Origin of the sequence: Jiella avicenniae (assembly GCF_021390325.1) — a bacterium.
GTDB lineage: Bacteria > Pseudomonadota > Alphaproteobacteria > Rhizobiales > Rhizobiaceae > Jiella > Jiella avicenniae.
The window spans coordinates 1-20,716 of the sequence record NZ_JAJUWU010000026.1 but is presented as its reverse complement, the minus strand read 5'-3'; the positions used below and the strand labels follow the sequence as shown (position 1 = coordinate 20,716).

Sequence of the window (20,716 nt, the reverse complement as noted above, 5' to 3'; positions counted from 1 at the left end):
TCGGTCCGCGCAAGCCCGATTGCCACGCCGGCCTCAGCGCTCCGAGGCGAGATCGACCGCGTCGACCGCCTCGCGGACGATGAGGATGTGGGCACGCATGGCGCTGGCCGCCGCCTCCCCGTCGCCGGAAACGATCGCATCGACGATCCTGGCATGCTCGCGGTGCGAGAGTTCGGGCCGCTGAAACGCCTCGAACTGGAGATTGCGGAAAGGCGCGAGGCGGCGGCGGACGGCGAGCGCCGTCTCTTCCAGGAAGGCGTTGCCCGAGCCGGCATAGATCGCCGCATGAAAACGCTCGTTGTGCAGGCGGTATCCGGCAACGTCGTTCGTCCGGGCTGCGCCCGCCCCGCCTTCATGCAGGCTCTGCAGCGCGTGCAGCCCTTCGCCCCTGAGCGCCGTCGCGCAGAGCCGCGCCGACAGCGCCTCGAGCTCGGCCATCACGACGAAGGTCTCGTCCAGCTGGCGCGGCGTCAGGCTGGCGACGATCGCGCCGCGATGGGGGCGCGACAGAGCGAGGCCGATGGTCTCGAGCTGCCGCAGCACCTCGCGGATCGGCGTCCGCGAGACGCCGTATTCGGCCGCGAGCGAGGTCTCGTCGAGCGGGTCGCCGGGTCTCAGATAACCGTGGACGATCCGGTCGGCGAGGGCCTCGCGGATCATGTCGACCTGGGTGCGCTTCTTCACGCCATGCTCACTGGATGCAACCGCGACGTCACGGCGCAGTCTTGCGCGATGCGAGGTAGTTTTTCCAGCCTCCGAAGGCGGTTATTTCCCGGGCATCGGAGATCCCGGCGGGCTCGCAGATGAAGCCGGAGACGCTGGTCCCGTCGTCGAGCGTCAATTTGCCGATACCGAGCGGCGCGGGAATGCCGTCGACGAAGGTGGCGAAGCTGGAAGGGTCGAGCGACCAGACCTCGATGGCGATCCCCGGCCCGGCAAAGCCCGGCTCGCGGACGAGCCCCGGCTTCGGCGGGACCGTATCGAGCGCATAGAACCGATAGTCCGAGGCGGTCTTGCCCGCCCGCTCGAGCCGCGCGCCCCGTTCGCTCAGTTCGTGGTTGAGCGCCATGCCGGTGAGATGGGCGCCGACGACGGCGATCTCGATCCGCCGGGACGCGGCGTCCTTTTCGCGGGTGGGATGCGGATCGGCCGCGCTCTGATTAGCCGGCTCATGAAGCGCTGGCGGCACGAATTGCCGGTCGATCCCCGCGCCGCATCGCGCGGCTTCGTGCAGCGTCGCTGCGAAGACGCCGAGTGCCTCGTCCGTGTCCCGCTTCGCCACGAGCTGCACGCCGAAGGGAAGCCCCGCCGGGGTGAAACCGGCGGGGACGGCGATAGCCGCGCAGCCGAAGAAATTGGCGAAGTTGGTGAAGCGCCCGAAGCGGGCATTGAGGGCAATCGGATCGGCCCGCATCGCCTCGACCGTCTGGATGTCCGGCGAGGTCGGCAGCATCAGGCAATCGACCTTCGCCCATTCGGCTTCGGCCTCCCGGCGAAGCGCCTCCAGAAGGTAGGCGCCGCGAAAGGCGTCGGCGGCGGTCATGTTTCGGCCGCCCTCGATGATCTGGCGCACCGTCGGATCGAGGCTGTCCGGCCGCTCGTTCAGGAAGGGCTCGATCGCGGCGAGCCGCTCGGCCACCCAGGGCCCCTCGTAAAGGAGGGCCGCCGCCTCGCGGAACGGCCGGTAGTCGAAAGAAACGATCGTCGCGCCCAGCGCTTCGGCCCGCCCGATCGCCGCGTCATAGAGCGCACGATAGGCCGCGTTGCCATAGAACTCGCGCTCGTTCTCGGCCGGAACGCCGATCCGCAGCGCCGGCGGCAGCGCTTCGTCGGCAAAGCGACGGGCATAGGCATCGGCGGGGTCGAAGCCTTCCGCGATCCGCCGCGCCGCCATCCCGTCCGTAACACTCGCGGCGAAGACGGTGACGACGTCGATCGAGCGGCAGGCCGGCACGACGCCGGTGGTGGACACGCGGCCGGGCGAAGGCTTGATGCCGACGATGTTGTTGAAGGCCGCCGGCACCCGGCCAGACCCCGCCGTATCCGTCCCCAGCGAAAACGCCGCGATCCCCGCGGCAACGACCACCGCCGAGCCCGAGCTCGACCCGCCGGACACGTATGACGCATCGAAGACGCAGCGCGGCGCGCCATAGGGCGAGCGGCTGCCGTTGAGGCCGGTGGCGAACTGGTCGAGATTGGTCTTGCCGATGAGAATGGCACCCGCCTCGCGCAACCGCTTCACGGCGCTCGCGTCGGCCGCCGGCACATAGGCATAGTCGGGGCAGCCGGCGGTGGTCGGAAGGCCGGCAACGTCGATATTGTCCTTGACCGCAAAGGGCAGGCCCCAGAGCGGCAGGGAGTTCGGCTCCGGCGCGCGGGCGAGAAGCGCCTCGACATCGGCCAGGATGTCGGCTTGGGCGCGTTTCAGGATGAAGGCGGCGGGATCGGCGGTCTCCATGCGGCGGGCGACGGCGGCCATCACCGCGGCGGGCGTGGTGCCGCCGGCGTATAGGGCGCTGAGGCCGGCGAAATCGAGAATGGTCGGCAGGTCGGTCATGTCTCCCCTCCCCGGGGAAGTTCAATTCGTTATGCTTGGTCGCGTCTTTTGATCACGCCTGGGCGCGGATGACTCGCTTGCTGGCGAAGCACCCTTCGGCGCTCCCCGAAAGGAAGACCTTTCGGCGCTTCGACACGGCAATCACTCTGCCTCCCCCAAAATCCGCACCGGCGCCGCCCAGGAGATCAGCACGAGGCAACCCTCCTCGGACCACACCCGGTGGCGGCTGCCCGGCTGGTTGAGGACGAGATCACCCGCCCGATAGGTGCCGTGGTCGTCGGATTGCGAGCCGGCAAGGACGAGGATGGTCTCGAGCCCGGTGTGTTCGTGCATCGGCACCGAGGCGCCCGGCGCATAGCGCAGCAGCGCCGTTTCGCCCCCGTCGCCCGCGCCGGACAGCCGGGCGATCTCGACGCCGTCGCGGAACGGCTCGAAGCGGGCGGCGGCCGGATCGGCGCCGAGGAGGCCGGAATAGACCGCCGGCATCAGAGACCGGCCCCGAAGCCGATCGGCGCGGGCGAGACGGCAGAGGCGGCGCGGGCGCTCTCCCCCGGCGCGGAGCCTGCAGGCGCGGGCTCGGCGCTCGTCTCGGACCCCGCCTGCTTCGCGCCTTCTTCCGCAGCCAGCCCCGCGACAATCGCCTCCACCGGCGCCGCCCAGCCGACGATCGCGCCCTGCGCGACGATCATGTCGATCGCCGCCCGTTTGAACTCGGCGAAATAGCTCTCCGTGGCGTCCTCGGCGATCAGGCATTCGAAGCCGCGGTCGTTGGCTTCGCGCATCGTCGTCTGGACGCAGACCTCCGTCGTCACCCCGGCAAAGACCAACTGCGTCACGCCGAGGGTTTCGAGATGGGCCGAAAGGTCGGTGGCGTGGAAAGCCCCCTTCCCCGGCTTGTCGATCACCAGTTCTCCGGCGATCGGAAACAGCTCCGGCACGATCTCCGCCCCCGGCTCGCCGGCGATCAGGATGCGGCCCATCGGCCCGGCGTCGCCGATCCTCGAGCCCGGGGCGCCGCGAAGGCGCTTGGCCGGCGGGCAGTCCGACAGATCCGGCCGATGGCATTCGCGGGTGTGGATCACCGGGCGGCCCGCGGCGCGAAAGCCTTCGATCAGCCGGGCCGTCGCCGGCACGATCGCTTGGAGGCGGGAAACGTCGTTGCCGAGGCTCTCGCCGAAGCCGCCGGGCTCCAGGAAGTCGCGCTGCATGTCGATGACGATCAGCGCCACCCGGGCTGGATCGAGCGGAAAATCGAAGGGTCTCGCCATGATCCTCGCCATCAGTCGAGCCCTCCCGCTTCGACCGCCGAATGGCCGGCCATGTGAGCGCCGATCTCGCGCGTGTCGGCCTTTTCGCCGCCTTCGCATTCGAAGACGATGCGGCCCTCGAACATCACGGCGATGCGGTCCGACAGGGCGACGACCTCGTCGAGATCCTCCGAGACCAACAGGACGGCCGCGCCGTCGTTGCGGGCCTTGAGGATCTGCGCCCTGATGTCGGCGACGGCGCCGAAATCGAGGCCGAAGCAGGGGTTGGCGGCGACCAGGAGGTCGGTCTCGCCCGACAGCTCGCGGGCCAGCACGGCGCGCTGGACGTTGCCGCCGGACAGCGTCTCGATCCGCGCCGACGGCGACTGGGTCTTGACCGAATAGGCGGCGATCAGCCGCTCGGCCTCGCGGCGCATGCCCCCCCTGTCGAGCAGCCGGCGCGGCTTGCCGCCGCCGTCCCGGTCGAAGGCGCGGAAGGCGAGGTTTTCGGCGACGCTCATCTTGCCGACGCAGGCGTTGCGCAGCGGCTCTTCCGGGAGGCACCGGACCTTCATCGCCTGGGCAGCCCTGCGGCTGGCGTCATAGGCCTTTCCCTTCACGCGGATCTCGCCGGCATCGGGGCGCGCCTGGCCGGAGATCAGCTCGACCAGCCGCGTCTGGCCGTTGCCGGATATCCCGGCGATGCCGACGATCTCGCCGGCCCGGACATCGAGCCGGTCGATCGCGACGGAGCCGCGCGTCCCGGCATCGCCGGAGACGAGACTGCGGGCGGCAAGCACGGGCTCCGCATCGGCCGCAGGAGCGACGCGCTCCGGCACCGCGGCAAGCTCCCGCTCGCCGATCATCATCTCCGCCATTGCGGCGGTGGAAAGTTCGGCCACCTTGCCGGCGCCGACCTTGGCGCCCTTGCGCAGGACCGTGACGCGGTCGCAGAAGGCCGTCACCTCGGCGAATTTGTGGGTGATCAGCAGCACCGACATGCCGCTCTCGGATGCCAAAGCGCGAAGGAAGCCGAGCACCTCGCGCGCCTCGTCCGGCGTCAGCACCGAGGTCGGCTCGTCGAGGACGAGGACGCGGGAACCGAGATAGAGCTGTTTCAGGATCTCGGTTTTCTGCCGCTCGCCGGAGGACAGCCGGTCGACCTTGGTATCGAGCGGCACCTTCAGCGGCATCGTTTCCAGAAACGCCGACAGCGCCTTGCGTTCGGCCCGCCAGTCGATGACGCGTGGCACCTCGCTGCGCGACATGACGAGGTTTTCCAGCACCGTCATCGAGGGAACGAGGGTGAAATGCTGGTAGACCATGCCGATGCCGAGGCGCCTCGCATCGCGCGGGCTGGCGATCGTCCGTTCCCGCCCGTCGAGGATCACGGAGCCCTCGTCCGGGTGGTAGTAGCCGAGCATGCATTTGACGAGGGTCGACTTGCCGGCGCCGTTTTCCCCGAGAAGGGCATGGAACTCGCCGGCGTGAAGCTCGATCGAGACCGCGTCGAGCGCGGTGAAGGACCCGAAACGCTTGGTGAGGCCGATGGCCTCCAGCAGCGGGCGTGCGCCGCGCCGCTCGGCCGCCGGGCCCGGCTCTTCGACGTCTTCCATGATGGCGACGGCGGACATCAGCGTCTCCCCTCGGCGCGGTGGGCGATGACGGCGACCGGGCCGCCGCCGTCCGGCCCCTGATGCTCGGCCCCACCGGAGACGAAGAGCTCCGTCAGGCCGGTGAGCCCGGCCAGCGCGCCGCCGGTGAAGGCGCGGGCATGGCGGGTGGCGGAAATGTCGCTGTCGTCGAGCATGGTGTGGCGGGCGCCGCGCAGGCGCCCCGTCGAGCCCGGCTCGGCCTTGGCGAGGAGGGCGACGAGGCGTCCCCGCTCATCCTGCGAGAGCTGGCCGTCCGCCGCAAAGCCGAGCCGTGCGAGGGCCGCGCGCACCGGCTCGACGTCGATCCCGTCGGCCATCACCGCATGGTCGATCGCGAGCGGACCCGACCACGCCCTGCTCATGCCGAGGACGACGATCTCGTGGTTCTGCAACTCGACGCCCGCAGAAGCGCTCGCCCGGCCCGACCAGAGGGAGACGTCCCTGCCGATCGCCGTGTCGCTCATCGCATGGGCCTCGATCTCACCCAGCGCCAGGGCGACGCCGAGGGCCGAAGCGCCGCGGGACAACCCCATGGATTTCAGCGTGTCGCGGGTCGCCGTCGTCTCGCCCCGCGCCTCGGCGCCGGCGATCCGCTCGGCCGTCAGCAGCGGGCACTTGATCTGGACGAAATGGACGTCCGCCGGATCCTCGATGCCGGCTTGGTGCATCGCCTTGGCGACGCCCTCGGCCACCAGCCAGACCTGCCCCATGCGGCCGAGATGCTCCGGCGGCATGTCGCCGGTGTGGGCGACGCCGATGGCGAGCGCCGGCCCCTCGCCCGCTTCGTCCGCGAGGTCGCGGTGCTCCAGAACGAGGATGTGCGGCGACAGCGCGCCCTCGGTGCCGCCGGACATCACCATGGCAATGCCCGCCACCGCGTCGCCGGGGAGGTGCTTCGCGAGGCAGGCCTCGAGCGCCGAGACGGCAAAGGCCCGGGTGAAATCGTTGACGCAGCCATTGCCCTCGGTCTTGCCGAGGATCGCGACGATCCCGGCCGGGTCGATCCGCCCGGCGGCGATCGCGGCTTCCAGGCCCGAGACGTCGTCCGGCGCCGTCGTCGCGATGCGATGGACGAGAGCCCGCCGCATCAGGCGATCGCCGCGATGAAGGCGTCGCTCGTCGCGACCGCGCCGAAGACGCCGCCCTGCATCTTCACCATGTCGAGCGCCGCGAGGTGATTTTCGAGTTTCGTCGCGCCGGTGCAGTCCGACAGGACGAGGCATTCGTAACCCCGATCGTTGGCGTCGCGCATGGTGGTGTGGACGCAGACGTCGGTGGTGACGCCGCAAAGCACGATGTTGCGGATGCCTTTGGTCTGGAGCACGAGGTCGAAGTCGGTGGCGAGGAACGAACCCTTGCCTGGCTTGTCGATGATCGGCTCGCCGGCGATTGGCTGCAGTTCCGGAATGATCTCCCAGCCCGGCTCGCCGCGCACCAGAATGCGCCCGCACGGCCCCTGGTCGCCGATCCCGGCGCCGATCCGCTGGGAGCGCCAGCGCTTGTTGGCGGGCAGATCGGACAGGTCCGGCTTGTGGCCCTCGCGGGTGTGGATGACGGTGAAGTCTTTTGCACGGGCGACTTCGAGGAGTTTGGCGATCGGCGCGATCGGCGCTCTGGTGTTCGACAGGTCGTAGCCCATCGAATCGACGTAGCCACCCGGCGCGCAGAAATCGACCTGCATGTCGATGACGACGATGGCGGTGTTCTGAGGCTTGAGATTGCCGTCGAAGGGCCACGGATAAGGGTCCGAGGCGACGGTGCGACCGCCGGGGACGAAGGCGGCGTCGATGCGCTCGTCGAGGGTGGTGGTCATCGGTGGGGTCCTTCCTGATGCGGCGAGGTGCGGGAGAAGCGCTCGCGACCGACCGAGAACATCGACGCGGCGTCATCCTCGGGCTTGTCCCGAGGATCTACTGCCGCCGGATCGAGGGATTGATCGTCGGCGCTCCGCCATCCGGCAAGGCTTCTGGCGCGGAGGGGACGGTAGATCCTCGGGACAAGCCCGAGGATGACGCCGCGGTGGGGGCGACGTCCGGCTGAAGCACCCCCCTCTGCCTGCCGGCATCTCCCCCACAAGGGGGGAGATCGATACTGCGGAAACGCCAGCGTCCGTTCAGCTGCTACGAAATCTGCAAGACGATCGAACGAAAAGGCGTCGCCCCTGACACTGCCGATCTCCCCCCTTGTGGGGGAGATGCCCGGCAGGGCAGAGGGGGGTGCTGCAGCCGCGACGTCGGTAAATGCGGGCAAATCGGCCCAGCCGGCGACGGATGGCGAAACCACCCCCATCACTCCGCCGCGTCCTTCAACCGCTCGCCGAAAACCCGCGTCGGCGCCGGGAAGCCGCAGGAGGTGCCGTCGGTCACCTTCACCTCGTCCTCCCAGGGGACGCGGTATTTGCCCGCCACCATGTCGTGCATGAAGGTATAGGGGCAGTCCTGCGCGCCGCCCCTCACCGCGACATAGCCGCGGTGGCCGAGCTGGTAGATGTTGTTCTCGACGCCCCAGCCGGCCCGCGCTTCGCGGACCAGATCCGGCCGGACTTCCGCAGTGATGATCTCGTCGGGCCGCCCCGTCTCGCCATGGGCGATCACCGTGCCGTCGAAGTCGACGATCATGCCCTCGCCCATGGAATCGAACGAGCCGTCCGAACCGCACATGCAGACGTTCGCCGTGATCATCAGGTTCTGGAAGGAGTTCGCCTGGTTGGTGAAGCGCCAGGACTGGCGGATCGGCGCGGTGTAGCCGGCGGTCCTGAGCATGATTTCGGCGCCCTTGTAGGCGCATTCGCGGGCCATCTCGGGGAACATGCCGTCGTGGCAGATGATCAGCGCGAGCTTCGAGCCGTTCGGCCCGTCGATGACCGGGATGCCCCTGTCGCCCGGCTCCCACGGCTCGACCGGCACCCAGGGGTGGAGCTTGCGGTAGTTGAGAACGATCTCGCCGGCGTCATTGATGATCAGCCCGGTGTTGTAGGGCATGCCGCCGGGGTTGAGCTCCATGATCGAGAAGCAGCCCCAGATCCCGTTGTCGACGCAGGCTTGCCTGAAGGCCGCGACCTCGGGCCCGTCGACCCGGCACATGATCTCCGGATTGGTGTCCATCGACAGGCCGTGCAGCGAATATTCCGGGAAGACGACGAGATCCATCGTCGACAGGTTTCGCCGGGCCTTGCCGACCATGGCGACGATCTTCTCCGTCTGCGCGGCAAGGTCCGCCTTGGTGACGACGGTCGGTAGCTGCAGCTGGACGCAGCCGATGACGACGCCGCTTTCCGATTTGTTGAGACCGCCCAATCCGTTCATGGTGGCTCCTTTACTTGGTGATCGACAGTTCGCGCGGCGCCCCTTCGAGCGCCCGGCGCGGCGAGGACGTGAGGAAGAGGATGAGCAGCGTCAGCACGTAGGGTGCGGCATAAAACAGATAGTAGCCGGAGGTGACGCCGACCGACTGGAGCGCCGGGCCGAGCGCCCCTGCCCCGCCGAAGATCAGCGCCGCGCCGAGGCAGGCCAGCGGGTTCCACCGCGCGAAGATGACGAGGGCGACGGCGATCAGGCCCTGGCCGGACGAGATGTGCTCGTTCCAGGAGCCGGGATAATAGAGCGACAGATAGGCGCCCGCGACGCCGGCCATGAAGCCGCCGAAGGCGGTGGCGGCGATCCGCACCGGGACGATCGGATAGCCCATCGCGCGTGCGGCGTCGGCGCTGTCGCCGACCATCCGCAGGATCAGCCCGATCCGCGTGCGCTTGAAGACGAAGAGCAGGATGACGGCGACGGCGACGCCGATGAGGAACAGCGGCGAGACTTCGAGCGCCGAGCGCAGCTGCGGCACGTTCGACCAGGCGCCGAGGGACAGGCCGGGCAGCATCGGCGCCGCGGGCTGGATCAGCGGCTTGCCGAAGAAGAAGGCGAGGCCCGAGCCGAGGATCATCAGGGCAATCCCCACCGCGATGTCGTTGACCCGCGGCAGCGAGCAGAGCGCGGCGTGGAGGAGGCCGAACAGCGTTCCCGCAATGCCGGCGAGAAGCACGCCCGCCCACGGATTGCCGGTGAGATAGGACCCGCCATAGCCGGCCATGGCGCCGAAGACGAGGGTGCCTTCGAGGCCGAGATTGATGCGGCCCGACTTCTCGGTGACGCATTCGCCGAGGCTGACGAAGAGAAACGGCGTCGAGACCCGCAGCATGCCACCGAGAACGGCGATCGGCACCGCCCAGAGGCCGAGATCGGCATTCATGACGCGCCTCCCGCCTTGGCGTTGCGGCTCGGCAGAAGCCGGCCCGACAGGGTTTCGGACACGAGGATCGCCACGAACAGGATGCCCTGCAGCACCAGGACCGTGGCGTCGGGCAAATCCATCCGCCGCTGGATGAAGCCGCCGGCGGCGTCGATGCCGCCGATGAGAAGCGCCATCGGAATGATCGCGACGGGGTTCTGCCGGGCGAGGAAGGCGATGAGGATGCCGGTATAGCCGTAACCCGCCGCCAGCGAGGCATTGGCCGAGCCCTGCACGGCCGCGACCTGGATCATGCCCGCGAGCCCGGCCGCGGCGCCCGCCGCCGCCGTGAAGGCGAGGATCAGCCGCCCGACGGGAAGCCCCTGCACGGCGGCGGCCCTGGCATTGCCGCCGGCAATGCGCGCGGCGAAGCCGAAAGTGGTGCGCGACAGGACGAAGCCGGCGGCAAGGCAGGCGAGGATTCCCACCGCAAAGCCCCAGTGAACGTCCATGCCCGGGATCTCGCCGACCCGCATCGGGTCCGGCAGCGGCACGGTGGAGGGCTTGTTGAGGCTCGCCGGATCCTTCAGCGGACCCTCGACGAAATGGTTCATCAGGGCGATGGCGATATAGGCCATCAACAGGCTGGAGATCGTCTCGTTGATGCCGCGATAGTGCCGCATCGCGCCGACGAGGCCGATCCAGACGCCGCCGGCGCAAATGCCGGCGAGCGCCATCGTCAGGATGGCCAGCGATCCCGGCGCGAAGCCGAAGAGCGGGCCGACCACGGCGGCGGCGAGCCCGCCGAGGACGAAGGCCCCCTCCCCGCCGATGACGACGAGGCCGAGCTGGGCGGGAAGCGCCACGCAGAGCGCGGTGAGGAGCAGCGGTGCCGCCCGCGTCATGGTGTTCTGGAGCGAGAACCAGGTGCCGAAGCCGCCGCGATAGACGAGCTGGTAGAACTCGACCGGGCTCTTGCCGTTCGCCGCGATGAAGGCGCCGAACAACGCCAGACCGGCGAGAAGCGCGATCAGCGGAATGAGAAAGCCTTCCAGCCGCCGCCGTCCCGCCTCGCCGAGGAGCGGCCGGACTTGGAAGCCGGAAAGCGGCGCCCTGTCGGTGATCTCGCTCATCGTGCCCTCACGAGGTCGAGCCTATGACGCCTTCGACGAGGTAGTCCATGCTTTCGAGTTCGATGGCGGTCTCGGGATATTTTGTGCCCGCGGCGACGACTTCGTTGCCCTTGTTGTCCTTCAGCGGCCCCTTGATGACGGCGAAGCCGCCCTTCATCACCTCGGCCTTGACGGCGTCGGCCTGCTTCTTCGCCTCCTCCGTCACGGCCGGGCCGTAGTCGGAGATCTTGACGAAATCCTCGGCGAGGCCGCCGCGGACGAAATTCGGCAGCTCCTCGCCGGCCAGCGCCTTTTCGGCGAACATCTTGTAGACCGTCGCCCAGTGCCACTCGGCGCCGGTGAGATATTTTTCCGGCGAAAGCTTCGCCTGGCTGGTGTGGTAGCCGGTGACGTAGGCGCCCCGTCCCGCGGCCGTCTGGACGAAGACCTTCGGGCTGTCGACATGGCAGGTGAGGACGTCGGCGCCCTGGTCGACGAGCGCGTTGACGGCTTCGGCTTCCTTGACCGGCATCGCCCAGTCGCCGGTGAAGATCACCTGGGTGGTGATCTCCGGATCCACCGACTTCGCCCCGAGCGTATAGGCGTTGATGTTGAGGAGCACCTGCGGGATCGGTTTCGCCGCGACGAAGCCGAGGCGCTTCGTCTTGGTCATGTGGCCGGCAATGATGCCGCAGATATATTGCGCCGTGCCGATATAGCCGAAATAGGAGCCGGCGTTCTTCGGGTCCTCGTCGGTCCACAAGCCCCCGCAATGGCGGAACTGGACGTCCTCGTAGCTTTTGGCGGTGTCGACCACGAAAGGATTGTAGTAGCCGAAGGAGGTCGGGAAGATCAGCCCCGCCCCGTCGAGCTGGATCATCGATTCCATCGTCTTCACCGCCGCATCGCTCTCGGCGACGTTCTCCTCCTCGACGATGGTGAGCCCCTCCATGTCCTTGATCGCCGCGGCGCCCTCGGCATGGGACTGGTTGTAGCCATAGTCGTCGCGCGGGCCGACATAGACGAAGCCGGCGGTCAGCGAGGCCGCGAAGGCCGGGCGGCCGAACAGCGGCGCGGCGGACAGCGCGGCGGTGGTGGCCAGGAAGCGGCGGCGGTTCATTGGCAGCATGGTGATCCCTCTCGGTTCGTGGTCCTCGGTCGCCGAGGCGCCCCGGATCATGCGTCTCGCCGCGGCGCCCGATCGGACTTGCGCGACGCCCCGGACCGCGCGCCCGGGTCTCGATCCGATTGCATGCAACCACCATGCCAAACGGGAGTCCAAGCGTTTTCAATGGTTTGGAGCAAAACGCCACGCGCCGCTCTGCCGCATTTTTGCGCAATCGCGGACGTTGCATGCAATCTTTCGCGGCAAGCGGGCAGTGGTGGAGGGAGAAGCGGCCCGTCTCGCTGACCCGCATTCTCCCCCGGCGCGGCGTTGACAGCTGTCAACGGCTCAGGCGCCGGCATCCTCGCAATCGTCGAGACCGGCCAGACGCCGACGTAGCTCCTCGATCATCCCGCCGTCGGCCGGAGCCAGCCGCCCGCTCGTGGAGAGTTCTTCGGCAATGGTCAGCGCTGCCGAGTAATGCCCTCGCGCCTCCGCCGGTGAAACGGTCGCGAGATGCCAGTGACTGACGATCAGATCCCGCCGCCATTCGCTGTGGCCCGGGTCCTGCGCCACCAGCGCTTCCCTGACCTTCAAGCCAGCCTCGTAGCGCGCCTTCGCCTCGGCCAGATTGCCCTCCGCCCTGAACACATCACCGAGCTTGATTGCTGTCGATCCCGGTGTTGCGGCCCAATATGGCTTTGCCGAGCGGTCCGCCGGACTTGTCGGCGAGGTCGAAGAGCGAGCTGCCGACGGCGCCCTGCAGGACATTGGCGATGATCGCGCCGAAGTCTGCGGAGGGCACGATCCCGGTCGTAGCCGCGAGCGCGACCCCGCTCAGGAAGCCAAAGACGCCGATCCGGCTCAGCAACGGATGCTCCCTTCAATGTTTCCGCATACCAACTCGTCGTGGCGGGTCTCGGCGGCTCCGTGTCGTGGCGAGTGTCCGCCATGCCGCGTTGCAGGGTCAAGCATCGTCTCGGCGTTCGCGTCTTCGCGTTGACAGCTGTCAACGACGTCTTCTGGCTCGGGACCTGCTTGATCGATGGCAAAAAGCGTAGGCCAAACTCCGTCGGCATCTCCATGCCAAGCGCCCTCGCCCGCTCGTTTCGCGAGCGCGCTTTTCGTCCTGTTCGTCTTTGGCAAGTGGTGCGGTTCAGGTCGACCCGCCGCCCTTGCCCCAAAACCCACCCGATATCTCCCGGCGAAATCTTTCCCTGAAAGAAGAGTCTTGATGGATATGGTTGTTGGGCGACAGGACTGTCACACCCTGAAAGATCGGGTTTCGCCGGGTTTTTATCGCCAGGGTTGGCATGGGCAGGTCCATGGCAATCGCCGCCCGGCCCATCGCCGCAAAGGGCGCGAAAGGTATCCGCTCGCGGTCCGGCGCCTCCGTCAGCCAGGCGGCGAGTTCTTTCTGTTCGGCGAAGAAGGGTAGGACCTTGTCGGTCAGCGTCACCACCAGCCCCGTGTGAAAGCCCCGGGCCGTCTTGCGGATGCGCGCGGCGATGTAGCCGAAGCGTTCGAGGTCGAGGAGATAGCGGCGGATGGTGCGGGCCGAGCGCTGCATGGTCGCGGCCAGCGTCGCCTTGGCGAAGGCCGTCACCCGGCCCTTGCCGCAGCGCGCGCGAAGGACGACGAGCAGCGCCTTGGCGCCGGGGGTGAGCCGGTCGTCGCGCATCGCCGTCGTCGCCATCGGATTGGCATATTGGCGGGAGGGTTTCGGGGCCGGGCGCTTGTGGCGCGGCCGCGGCGCCGGCGGATGGGCGCCTTTCCGCTGTCGGGACGTTTCGGCTTCGGCCGAAGCCGCGCCGATCTTCGCCGAGCGCCGCTCGGCCTCCTGCAGCGAGATCAGCCCGGCGCGAAAATCCGCCCAGATCGCGGCTTTGGCCGTGAAGACCGGGGAGGGGGCTTCCGTCGTGGCGACGGCCTGAGCGCAAGCCTCCGCCGCAGATTCATGGCTGGCGCCGCGCGGGGTGTCGGGGTTTTCGGCCGCCATGATTTGCGCCGTGACGGCGCGCGTCCTCACCTGCCCGAAAACCGTTTCCCGGCCGGGTGCTCTCCGTGCGCCGGGCGCACGCCATCCTTGTTCCGTCACGTTCGCCTTCCTTGCGCGAGGCAAGAAAAGCCCGTGGCGGGAAACCGCGAAGCTGCTTGACGTGTGAGTCGGGAGGGCCTAGATCGAAAGGTGTCTAGTCTTAAGGATCAGGTCCTGTTGCGGCTCCCGCTTCGGGGCCTTTTCTTTTGCCGTCTTCCGCGTCTCCGTTTTCCGTCGCGTCTTGCCCGTCGAAACCGGTCGACGGGCGGTGAAAGTCCTCGCTCGGGCCTCAGCCCGAAGCGTCGTCCCCGGGGCCGTCCGAAGCATCGTCGCTGCCGCGCCGATCTTCCGCTTCCCGCTGGAAATCCCGGTAGAGTTCGGGCAGCCGGGCCGCGACGAAATCGGCGAAGGCCTCGCCGGTCTGGAAGCTGAGCACCGGGCGCGAGCGCGGGCCGCTTTTCGCCAGCGCCAGAACCATGCCGTCCCCGGTGGTGATCTTCGTTTCGCCGGCGCTCTCGCCACGGCGCGTGCCGCGGTCCATGCGCTTGTAGAGCGCCCGGAACCTTGCGTCGGAATCCGTCAGCGCGCGGAAGGCGTCCCGCTGGATGAAGTCCATCGCCACCTCCCGGCCGCACTGGCGCTCGATCTTTTCGCCGAGTTCGCCCCAGCGCGGCCGCCCGGCCTTCGGCGCCGGACCGACCGCCTCGGCGATCGCGACGGGGATCCGGTGCGCCACCTGGAGGAGCCGGGTCAGTTCCGTGTTGTCGATGCCGAGCGCGGCGCGCATCGTCTCGCGGGAAAAGCCCCGCGCCTCCAGCCCCTTGGCGAAGAAGGCCCGCTCGACGAAGGTGAGGTCCCGCCGCTCGGCGTTTTCGCGGCCCTGCGCGAGGACGAGTTCGTCGTCGCTGAGCGGGCGGACGATCGCCCTGACATGAAGCCCCAGATCCTTCGCGGCGCGGACGCGGCGATGGCCATAGGCGGTCTCGAAGAAGCCTCCGGCCGCTTTTGCCGGGTCTGAGTGGGGACGAAGCAGCACCGGCACGCTCTGCCCGTCTGCGGCGATCGAGGCCTTCAGGGCGTCGAAGCCCGGATCGAGATCGCCGGCCCGCGACAGCCGGTCGACCACCGGCGAGGGCAGGATCTTCTGCGGATCGATCGAGACGACATGGCCGCCGGCCCGCACGTCCTCGCGCAGCCTGCGGGCGGCTTCCGCCTCCTTCTGGAGTTCGCCCCAGGAACTGCGCATGGCGTTGATCGCGCCCGAGCGCGCATGTTCGCGGGCGGGCGCCGCCTCGCCGGATGCAGCGGGCAGCGGCGGGGAGGGCGGTTCGTCCCGGGACTCGGACTGACCCGCCGGCTCTTCGCCCGGCGTCCGCGGGGCGCGGTCGGCCTCGCTCTGTCCTGCCGGGTTGCCTGGGGTGGCCGAGAGGAGGGCGCGCAATGCGTCCTTGCGTTTCACCATCGGCTGCCCTCCTTTTCCGTCCGCGACATGGCTGCGAGACCCGGCTTGCCGCGCCACGATGAACGCGGCCGTGCGGGGCGGGGATAAGTTTTGGCCGGACGAAGCGGCGAAACGGCCCGCCGGCGGCGCGAAAACCGCCTGCAAGCCATTAAAATATCGCCGTTTTTAAAAGATGGCGCAGCCCTGCCGGCGGCGATCCCGATGCGGTCGGATATTCCCGTCATGGCCGCCCCCAGGCGGCGCGAATCAGCGCCTCGACCTCGCCATTGACCGCAGACAGCGATTCCATCGCCCGGTCGTAGGTGCCGCGGGTGAAGTTCTCCCGGCCGACCTCGTAGAGCGTCTGCTTGGTCAGGCCCGCATCGGAGATCGCCGTCGATTTCAGCATGGCGTTGGTCAGCACCCGCTCGCCGAACTGGGCGCGCAGGAAGCCGGCGATCTGCGCCTGCGGCCCGTCATGGGGCTCGTAGCGAGTGACGAGATAGCGCAGGAAGTCGAAATTGAGGTCCCCGCCGGCCTCGCGCACCACGGCGAGCAGATCGGCGGTCATGAACAGGAACTGGCTCATCGAGGCGACGTCCAGCATCTGCGGATGCACCGTGACGATGACCGAGGTCGCGGCGCAGAGCGCCCCCAGCGTCAGGAAGCCGAGCTGCGGCGGGCAGTCGATGACGACGACGTCGAAATCGGCCTCCACCTCCTCGATCACCGCGCCGATGCGGGCGAAGAAGGGCAGATCGTCGGCAGCGCCGCGTTCGGCCAGCTGGCGCGGCGTCGTGTGCTCGAATTCCTGGAGTTCGAGATTGCCGGGCACCAGCGACAGGCCGTCGAAATAGGTCGGCCGCACCACCTCGCGTAGCGGGCGGCGCAGCTCGTCGTAGCGGATCGCCCCGTAGAGCGTGTCGTTGCCGCTGAGATCGAGCTCGGGCTGGTAGCCGAGCAGCGCCGAGAAGGACGCCTGCGGATCGAGATCGATCGCCAGCGTCCGGTAGCCTTCGAGGGCGAGATGCTGGGCGAGATGGGCCGAGGTCGTGGTCTTGCCCGAGCCGCCCTTGAAGTTGGTGACGGCGACGACCTGGAGATGCTCGCCCGGCTCGCGCCATTTCAGATACTGCCGCGCCTTGGGGCTGCCCTTGTCGTGCTGGCCGGCGAGATGGCGTCTCAGCGCATTGATCGTCTCCAGCGTGTAGGAGCGCCGCCCGCCGGGCCCGGTCTCGGGCTGCGGCCCCTCGCCGGAGATCGACAGCTGGCGCAGATAGCCGTCGGAGACGCCGATCAGCTTGGCTGCCTCGCCGGAGGTGAAGGAGCGCAGCGCCTTCTTCGCCGAGGGCGGAAACAGCCGCTCGCGCATCTGGCTGAGCTGCGCCGACAAAAGCTCGGCGTCGCGGGCGATCGCCTCGTCGGCATGACGCCGCGCCGTCGCAGATCCCGATTTTCCAGCCTCTGCCACCGCGCCCGTCTCGCTTCTCGTTCCGCTTCGCGCCCCGCCGGGGGCGCCGTCTCGCTCGCTCTCATCCTCGGCCATGACGAGCGCCTCCCTTGTTGCGCCGGTGCGGTCGCCGACCGTCCCGCCGCTTGCTCGAAGCCCCGACTCGCGTCAATTGGACGAAGTCCGATCGACAGCCGAGACAGGACGCCGGTAAAACTACGATTGGCCGACGCGGCTGCGGGCTTTCGATCCTGTTACGCCCTGAAGATGGATCGACGCTTGTTTTCCGTAAGCGGACGATGGTCAAGCGCGTGAGTCGAGTCAAGCGTGAAGGCGGAAGACGCCATCTTCGCGCAAGCTTGAGGAAATGGCGACGGCGAGGCGCAACACGATCGCGTCTTGGCCGTATCCTGACCCATCTCAAATCTGTCTGTTTCAAAAGACAAGACATGTCCTATTGACCGGACAGGCGAGGAGCGCCAAACTCGTCCGGAAACCTTGACGACGGACCGGCTGGCCATTCGCCCCGACGGGTCGGGCGTGACCGTGGGTAGCGCAGTGGAAGAGGACGTGCGGCATCATGCGCCAGACCATCGTCGACAAGATCTGGGCAGCCCATGAGATCCTCGCCCGCGAGGGGTCGAGCCTACTCTTCGTCGACCGCCATCTCCTGCACGAGGGCTCGCATCACGCCTTCGACAAGATCGGCGCCGCCGGGCGCAAGGTCCGTCATCCCGAGCTCACCTTCGGCGTCGCCGACCACTATGCGCCGTCGAGCGAGCTTCGGGCGAATGCCGCCTCGGCGACGATGATCGAGCGGCTCTCCGCAAACACCGCCCGCCACGGCATCGGCAGCTTCGGCCTCGGCGACGCCCGGCGCGGCATCGTCCATGTGGCGATGCCCGAGCAGGGGCTGACGCTTCCCGGCCTCGTCATCGTCTGTGGCGACAGCCACACCGCCACCCACGGCGCCTTCGGCGCTTTCGCCTTCGGCATCGGCGCGTCGGAAGTGGCGCATGTGCTGGCGACCCAGGCGCTGTGGCAGAAGAAGCCGCCGGCGATGAGGATCACCGTCACGGGCGAGCTGCCCTTCGGCACGACTGCGAAGGATCTGGCGCTCCACATCATCGGCCGGATCGGCACCGGCGGGGCGACCGGCCATGCCGTCGAATATGCCGGGGCGGCGATTTCGGCGCTGTCGATGGAAGGGCGCATGACGCTTTGCAACATGACCATCGAGATGGGCGCGCGCTCGGGCATCGTGCCGCCGGACGAGACGACCTTCGCCTGGCTGAGGGGGCGGCCGATGGCGCCGAAGGGGGCGGCCTTCGACAGGGCCGTGCAAAGCTGGAAGGCGCTGCGCTCCGACGCGGGCGCCGACTATGCCCGCGAGGTCGTGATCGACGCCGGCGAGGTGGCACCCATGGTCACATGGGGCACGAGCCCCGAGCAGGTCGCACCCGTGACCGGCGCCGTTCCGGAGCCCGCCGCGGGAGGCGATGCCGAGGCGCTGGACTATATGGGCCTTTCCGGCGGCGAGAGCCTGTCTGAGATCCCCATCGACCGGGGCTTCATCGGCTCGTGCACCAATGGCCGCTATTCCGATCTCCTGGCCGCGGCGCGGGTCCTTGCGGGGCGCCGGCTCGCCGTGCCGCTGCTCGTCTCGCCCGGATCGAGCGAGGTGGCGCGACAGGCCGAGGAGAGCGGCATCGCGGCGATCTTCCGGGCCGCCGGCGCCGAGTGGGGGATGAGCGGCTGTTCGCTCTGCGTCGGCATGAACGGCGACCGGGTGCAGGCCGGCGAGCGTTGCGCCTCGACCTCCAACCGCAACTTCCGCGGCCGCCAGGGTCCCGGCGCCCGCACCCATCTGATGAGCCCGGCGATGGTCGCGGCCGCGGCCTTGTCCGGCCGCATCGCCGACGTGCGCGCCATGGAACTCGCCGCCCTGCCGGAGGCGGCGGAAAGTTTCGAAGCCGCGCGAGCCGGCAGCTGAGAGACCAGACCGATGCAGCCTTTCACCACCGTCACCGGCCCGGGCGTCGTCCTTGACCGCGACAACATCGACACCGACCAGCTGATCCCCGCCCGCTTCATGAAGCGCAGCCGGACGGAAGGGTATGGCGACCAGCTTCTCCGCGACCTCCGCTTCGACGAGGACGGCGAGCCCGACCCGGCCTTTCCCCTCAACCGCTTGGCCGAGCCGCCGGTGCTGATGGTGGCGGGCAAGAACTTCGGCTGCGGCTCGTCGCGGGAGGCGGCGGTCTACGCCCTCGTCGACCACGGCATCCGCGTCGTCGTCGCCGCGAGCTTCGCCGACATCTTTCGCGGCAATGCCGGCAAGAACGGGCTGCTGACGATCGCGCTGGGCGATGCCGAGCGCGCCCGGCTCGTCCGCTTCGTGGAGCGGGAACGGGCAAGTGCCGAGCTGGGGCGATTGACGATCGACCTCGAGACGCAGACGATCGCTGGCGAGGGCCTCGAAACCATCGAGTTCGACATCGACGCCGGCCTGAAACGCCGGCTGCTCCTCGGCCTCGACGAATTGTCCGAAACGCTGGAGGACGAGCCGATGATCACGGCCTTCGAGACGCGGCATTTCGCCGAGCGGCCTTGGGTGGTGCCGGCGAATAGGTGACGTCGGCGAAGCGTCGTCAGACGCGGTTGATCCTCGTTGTGCCGGCGTTCAGATGGCGCACGCTGCCGACCCTACGGTGATCCGGGAGAACTCCGATCCCGTCGGTGGATTCGAGGTCGCGCGTCCCAACCATCTGCTCCTCGTCTCCGAAGCCGGGGGCGTGTCGAGGCGGGAAATGCCGCCGTCGATCTTCAGCCCACGCGCGGCGATCCGCGGCCGAGTGAACGTTTCGGCCATCCCATCAATTGGCCGTCGAGAGTTCTCACGCCCTCGACGAGCGTCCGGCTAGGGGACGAATGGGGGCGGGCAAAGATGCAAAGAATTCTGTTGCATGTTCCAATTCGGTCATGTTGATTGGCGCCCGACACTGTTGGGCGCCGAGAGTCAGAATGGCCTTTTATACCCGCGATGCACTCGCTGATGAAATCGAAAAAAAAGGCTGGTCGATCGGGGAATTCACTTATGGTCGCCCCGTCGTCCGGGATTGGAACAGCGGCACCAAGCTGACGATCGGCAAATACGGATCCATTTCGGTCGGCGTCGAGATCTTTCTCAGCGGCAATCACCGAACGGATTGGGTCACGACCTATCCGTTCAGCGCGCTACGACCAGCGTTCCGCCATATCAAAGGCCATCCAGCCACGAAAGGGGAGGTGATCATTGGCCACGACGTCTGGCTGGGGGCCGGCTGCAGGATCCTGTCCGGCGTGAGGATCGGTCATGGCGCTTGCATCGGGACGAACGCAGTGGTGACGAAAGACGTTCCAGCTTACGCAATCGTCGGCGGCAACCCGGCAACGATCATCAAGAAGCGCTTCACCGACCGGCAGATCGAGGAACTGCTTGAGATCGCTTGGTGGAATTGGCCAGCCGAGGACGTCGAGGCCAACGTCCCGCTCCTCCTGTCCGGTGACATCGACAAGTTCATTCGGGAGCATCGACGCGTCAGCACGATGCGTGGCGACGGAAGCGAAAAGCCCTCGGAGCTTTCCAAGGCCGCGGAATGACGGAGCGTTTGGAAATCGTCGCTCGTTAAGCCCGCCGGACTATCCCTGCCCGAACCGCGCTCCTTCGATCCCTTTCGTCTTGTCCAGCGCCGGCGCGGGCTGCTCCGTATCCAGCGGGCTTCTCGAAAACACGATCGGCGTCCGCAATCCCGGTACGCCGCCGGCCTCGATCTTCAGGCCGCGGGCTTCGATCTGCGGTTCGGCGAGGGCCTCGGCGACGGTGTTGATCGGGCCGCCCGGAACGCCCGCCG

The 20,716-nt window shown here is 68.3% G+C and carries 19 protein-coding genes and 1 pseudogene; 3 read left to right on the top strand and 17 right to left on the bottom strand.

Annotation, left to right across the window (positions count from 1 at the left end):
* Positions 1-33: 33 nt before the first annotated feature.
* The 16 genes and pseudogenes from LZD57_RS21590 to repA all read right to left on the bottom strand — a co-directional run bounded on the left by LZD57_RS21590 (position 34) and on the right by repA (position 16,919).
* On the bottom strand, positions 34-684 hold the full coding sequence (locus tag LZD57_RS21590) for a GntR family transcriptional regulator (protein WP_233721660.1): 651 nt from the start codon (positions 682-684) through the stop codon (positions 34-36).
* Positions 685-712: 28 nt separating this feature from the next.
* Complete coding sequence (gene atzF / locus LZD57_RS21585; protein ID WP_233721659.1) at positions 713-2,557, bottom strand: allophanate hydrolase; 1,845 nt, start codon at positions 2,555-2,557, stop codon at positions 713-715.
* Positions 2,558-2,698: 141 nt separating this feature from the next.
* The gene (locus LZD57_RS21580) at positions 2,699-3,043 is read right to left on the bottom strand and encodes a cupin domain-containing protein (RefSeq protein WP_233721658.1); all 345 of its coding nucleotides are present in this window, start codon (positions 3,041-3,043) and stop codon (positions 2,699-2,701) included.
* A gap of 134 nt (positions 3,044-3,177) precedes the next feature.
* Positions 3,178-3,837 (bottom strand): annotated as a pseudogene (locus tag LZD57_RS21575) (cysteine hydrolase family protein); the annotation flags it as partial.
* Positions 3,837-5,420 (bottom strand): ABC transporter ATP-binding protein, encoded by a 1,584-nt coding sequence (locus LZD57_RS21570; RefSeq protein ID WP_233721716.1) that lies wholly within the window; start codon positions 5,418-5,420, stop codon positions 3,837-3,839. The pseudogene LZD57_RS21575 and the gene LZD57_RS21570, both read right to left, overlap by 1 nt.
* A 17-nt stretch (positions 5,421-5,437) precedes the next feature.
* Positions 5,438-6,547 (bottom strand): cyanuric acid amidohydrolase, encoded by a 1,110-nt coding sequence (gene atzD, locus LZD57_RS21565; RefSeq protein ID WP_233721657.1) that lies wholly within the window; start codon positions 6,545-6,547, stop codon positions 5,438-5,440.
* Positions 6,547-7,272 carry a biuret amidohydrolase gene (gene biuH, locus LZD57_RS21560; protein WP_233721656.1) on the bottom strand — a complete coding sequence of 242 codons (726 nt, stop codon included), beginning with the start codon at positions 7,270-7,272 and terminating at the stop codon, positions 6,547-6,549. Before biuH ends, atzD begins: the two co-directional genes overlap by 1 nt.
* Positions 7,273-7,747: 475 nt before the next feature.
* The gene (locus tag LZD57_RS21555) at positions 7,748-8,764 is read right to left on the bottom strand and encodes a formamidase (RefSeq protein WP_233721655.1); all 1,017 of its coding nucleotides are present in this window, start codon (positions 8,762-8,764) and stop codon (positions 7,748-7,750) included.
* Between the two features lie 10 nt (positions 8,765-8,774).
* Positions 8,775-9,698 (bottom strand): ABC transporter permease, encoded by a 924-nt coding sequence (locus LZD57_RS21550; RefSeq protein ID WP_233721654.1) that lies wholly within the window; start codon positions 9,696-9,698, stop codon positions 8,775-8,777.
* Complete coding sequence (locus LZD57_RS21545; RefSeq protein WP_233721653.1) at positions 9,695-10,810, bottom strand: ABC transporter permease; 1,116 nt, start codon at positions 10,808-10,810, stop codon at positions 9,695-9,697. Before LZD57_RS21545 ends, LZD57_RS21550 begins: the two co-directional genes overlap by 4 nt.
* A gap of 7 nt (positions 10,811-10,817) precedes the next feature.
* Positions 10,818-11,918 carry a BMP family ABC transporter substrate-binding protein gene (locus LZD57_RS21540; protein ID WP_233721652.1) on the bottom strand — a complete coding sequence of 367 codons (1,101 nt, stop codon included), beginning with the start codon at positions 11,916-11,918 and terminating at the stop codon, positions 10,818-10,820.
* A gap of 324 nt (positions 11,919-12,242) precedes the next feature.
* Positions 12,243-12,545 carry a hypothetical protein gene (locus tag LZD57_RS21535; protein ID WP_233721651.1) on the bottom strand — a complete coding sequence of 101 codons (303 nt, stop codon included), beginning with the start codon at positions 12,543-12,545 and terminating at the stop codon, positions 12,243-12,245.
* Position 12,546: 1 nt separating this feature from the next.
* Positions 12,547-12,765: a hypothetical protein gene (locus tag LZD57_RS21530; protein ID WP_233721650.1), complete on the bottom strand. Its 219-nt coding sequence runs from the start codon at positions 12,763-12,765 to the stop codon at positions 12,547-12,549.
* A 285-nt stretch (positions 12,766-13,050) separates the two neighbouring features.
* Positions 13,051-13,893 (bottom strand): helix-turn-helix domain-containing protein, encoded by an 843-nt coding sequence (locus LZD57_RS21525; RefSeq protein WP_233721649.1) that lies wholly within the window; start codon positions 13,891-13,893, stop codon positions 13,051-13,053.
* A 328-nt stretch (positions 13,894-14,221) separates the two neighbouring features.
* A complete protein-coding gene (repB, locus tag LZD57_RS21520) occupies positions 14,222-15,394 on the bottom strand; it encodes a plasmid partitioning protein RepB (RefSeq protein ID WP_233721648.1) in 1,173 nt (390 codons plus the stop codon).
* A 220-nt stretch (positions 15,395-15,614) separates the two neighbouring features.
* A complete protein-coding gene (gene repA / locus LZD57_RS21515) occupies positions 15,615-16,919 on the bottom strand; it encodes a plasmid partitioning protein RepA (protein ID WP_233721647.1) in 1,305 nt (434 codons plus the stop codon).
* Between the two features lie 484 nt (positions 16,920-17,403).
* On the opposite strand from repA, the gene leuC reads away from it, so the two are divergent.
* From leuC to LZD57_RS21500, 3 genes are all read left to right on the top strand, one after another.
* A complete protein-coding gene (gene leuC, locus LZD57_RS21510; RefSeq protein WP_233721646.1) occupies positions 17,404-18,816 on the top strand; it encodes a 3-isopropylmalate dehydratase large subunit in 1,413 nt (470 codons plus the stop codon).
* 12 nt (positions 18,817-18,828) lie between these two features.
* A complete protein-coding gene (leuD, locus tag LZD57_RS21505) occupies positions 18,829-19,458 on the top strand; it encodes a 3-isopropylmalate dehydratase small subunit (RefSeq protein WP_233721645.1) in 630 nt (209 codons plus the stop codon).
* Between the two features lie 389 nt (positions 19,459-19,847).
* On the top strand, positions 19,848-20,465 hold the full coding sequence (locus tag LZD57_RS21500; RefSeq protein ID WP_233721644.1) for a CatB-related O-acetyltransferase: 618 nt from the start codon (positions 19,848-19,850) through the stop codon (positions 20,463-20,465).
* A 39-nt stretch (positions 20,466-20,504) separates the two neighbouring features.
* On the opposite strand, the gene LZD57_RS21495 is transcribed toward LZD57_RS21500, so the two are convergent.
* A partial coding sequence (locus LZD57_RS21495; RefSeq protein ID WP_233721643.1) for a CoA transferase occupies positions 20,505-20,716 on the bottom strand: 212 nt, incomplete at its 5' end.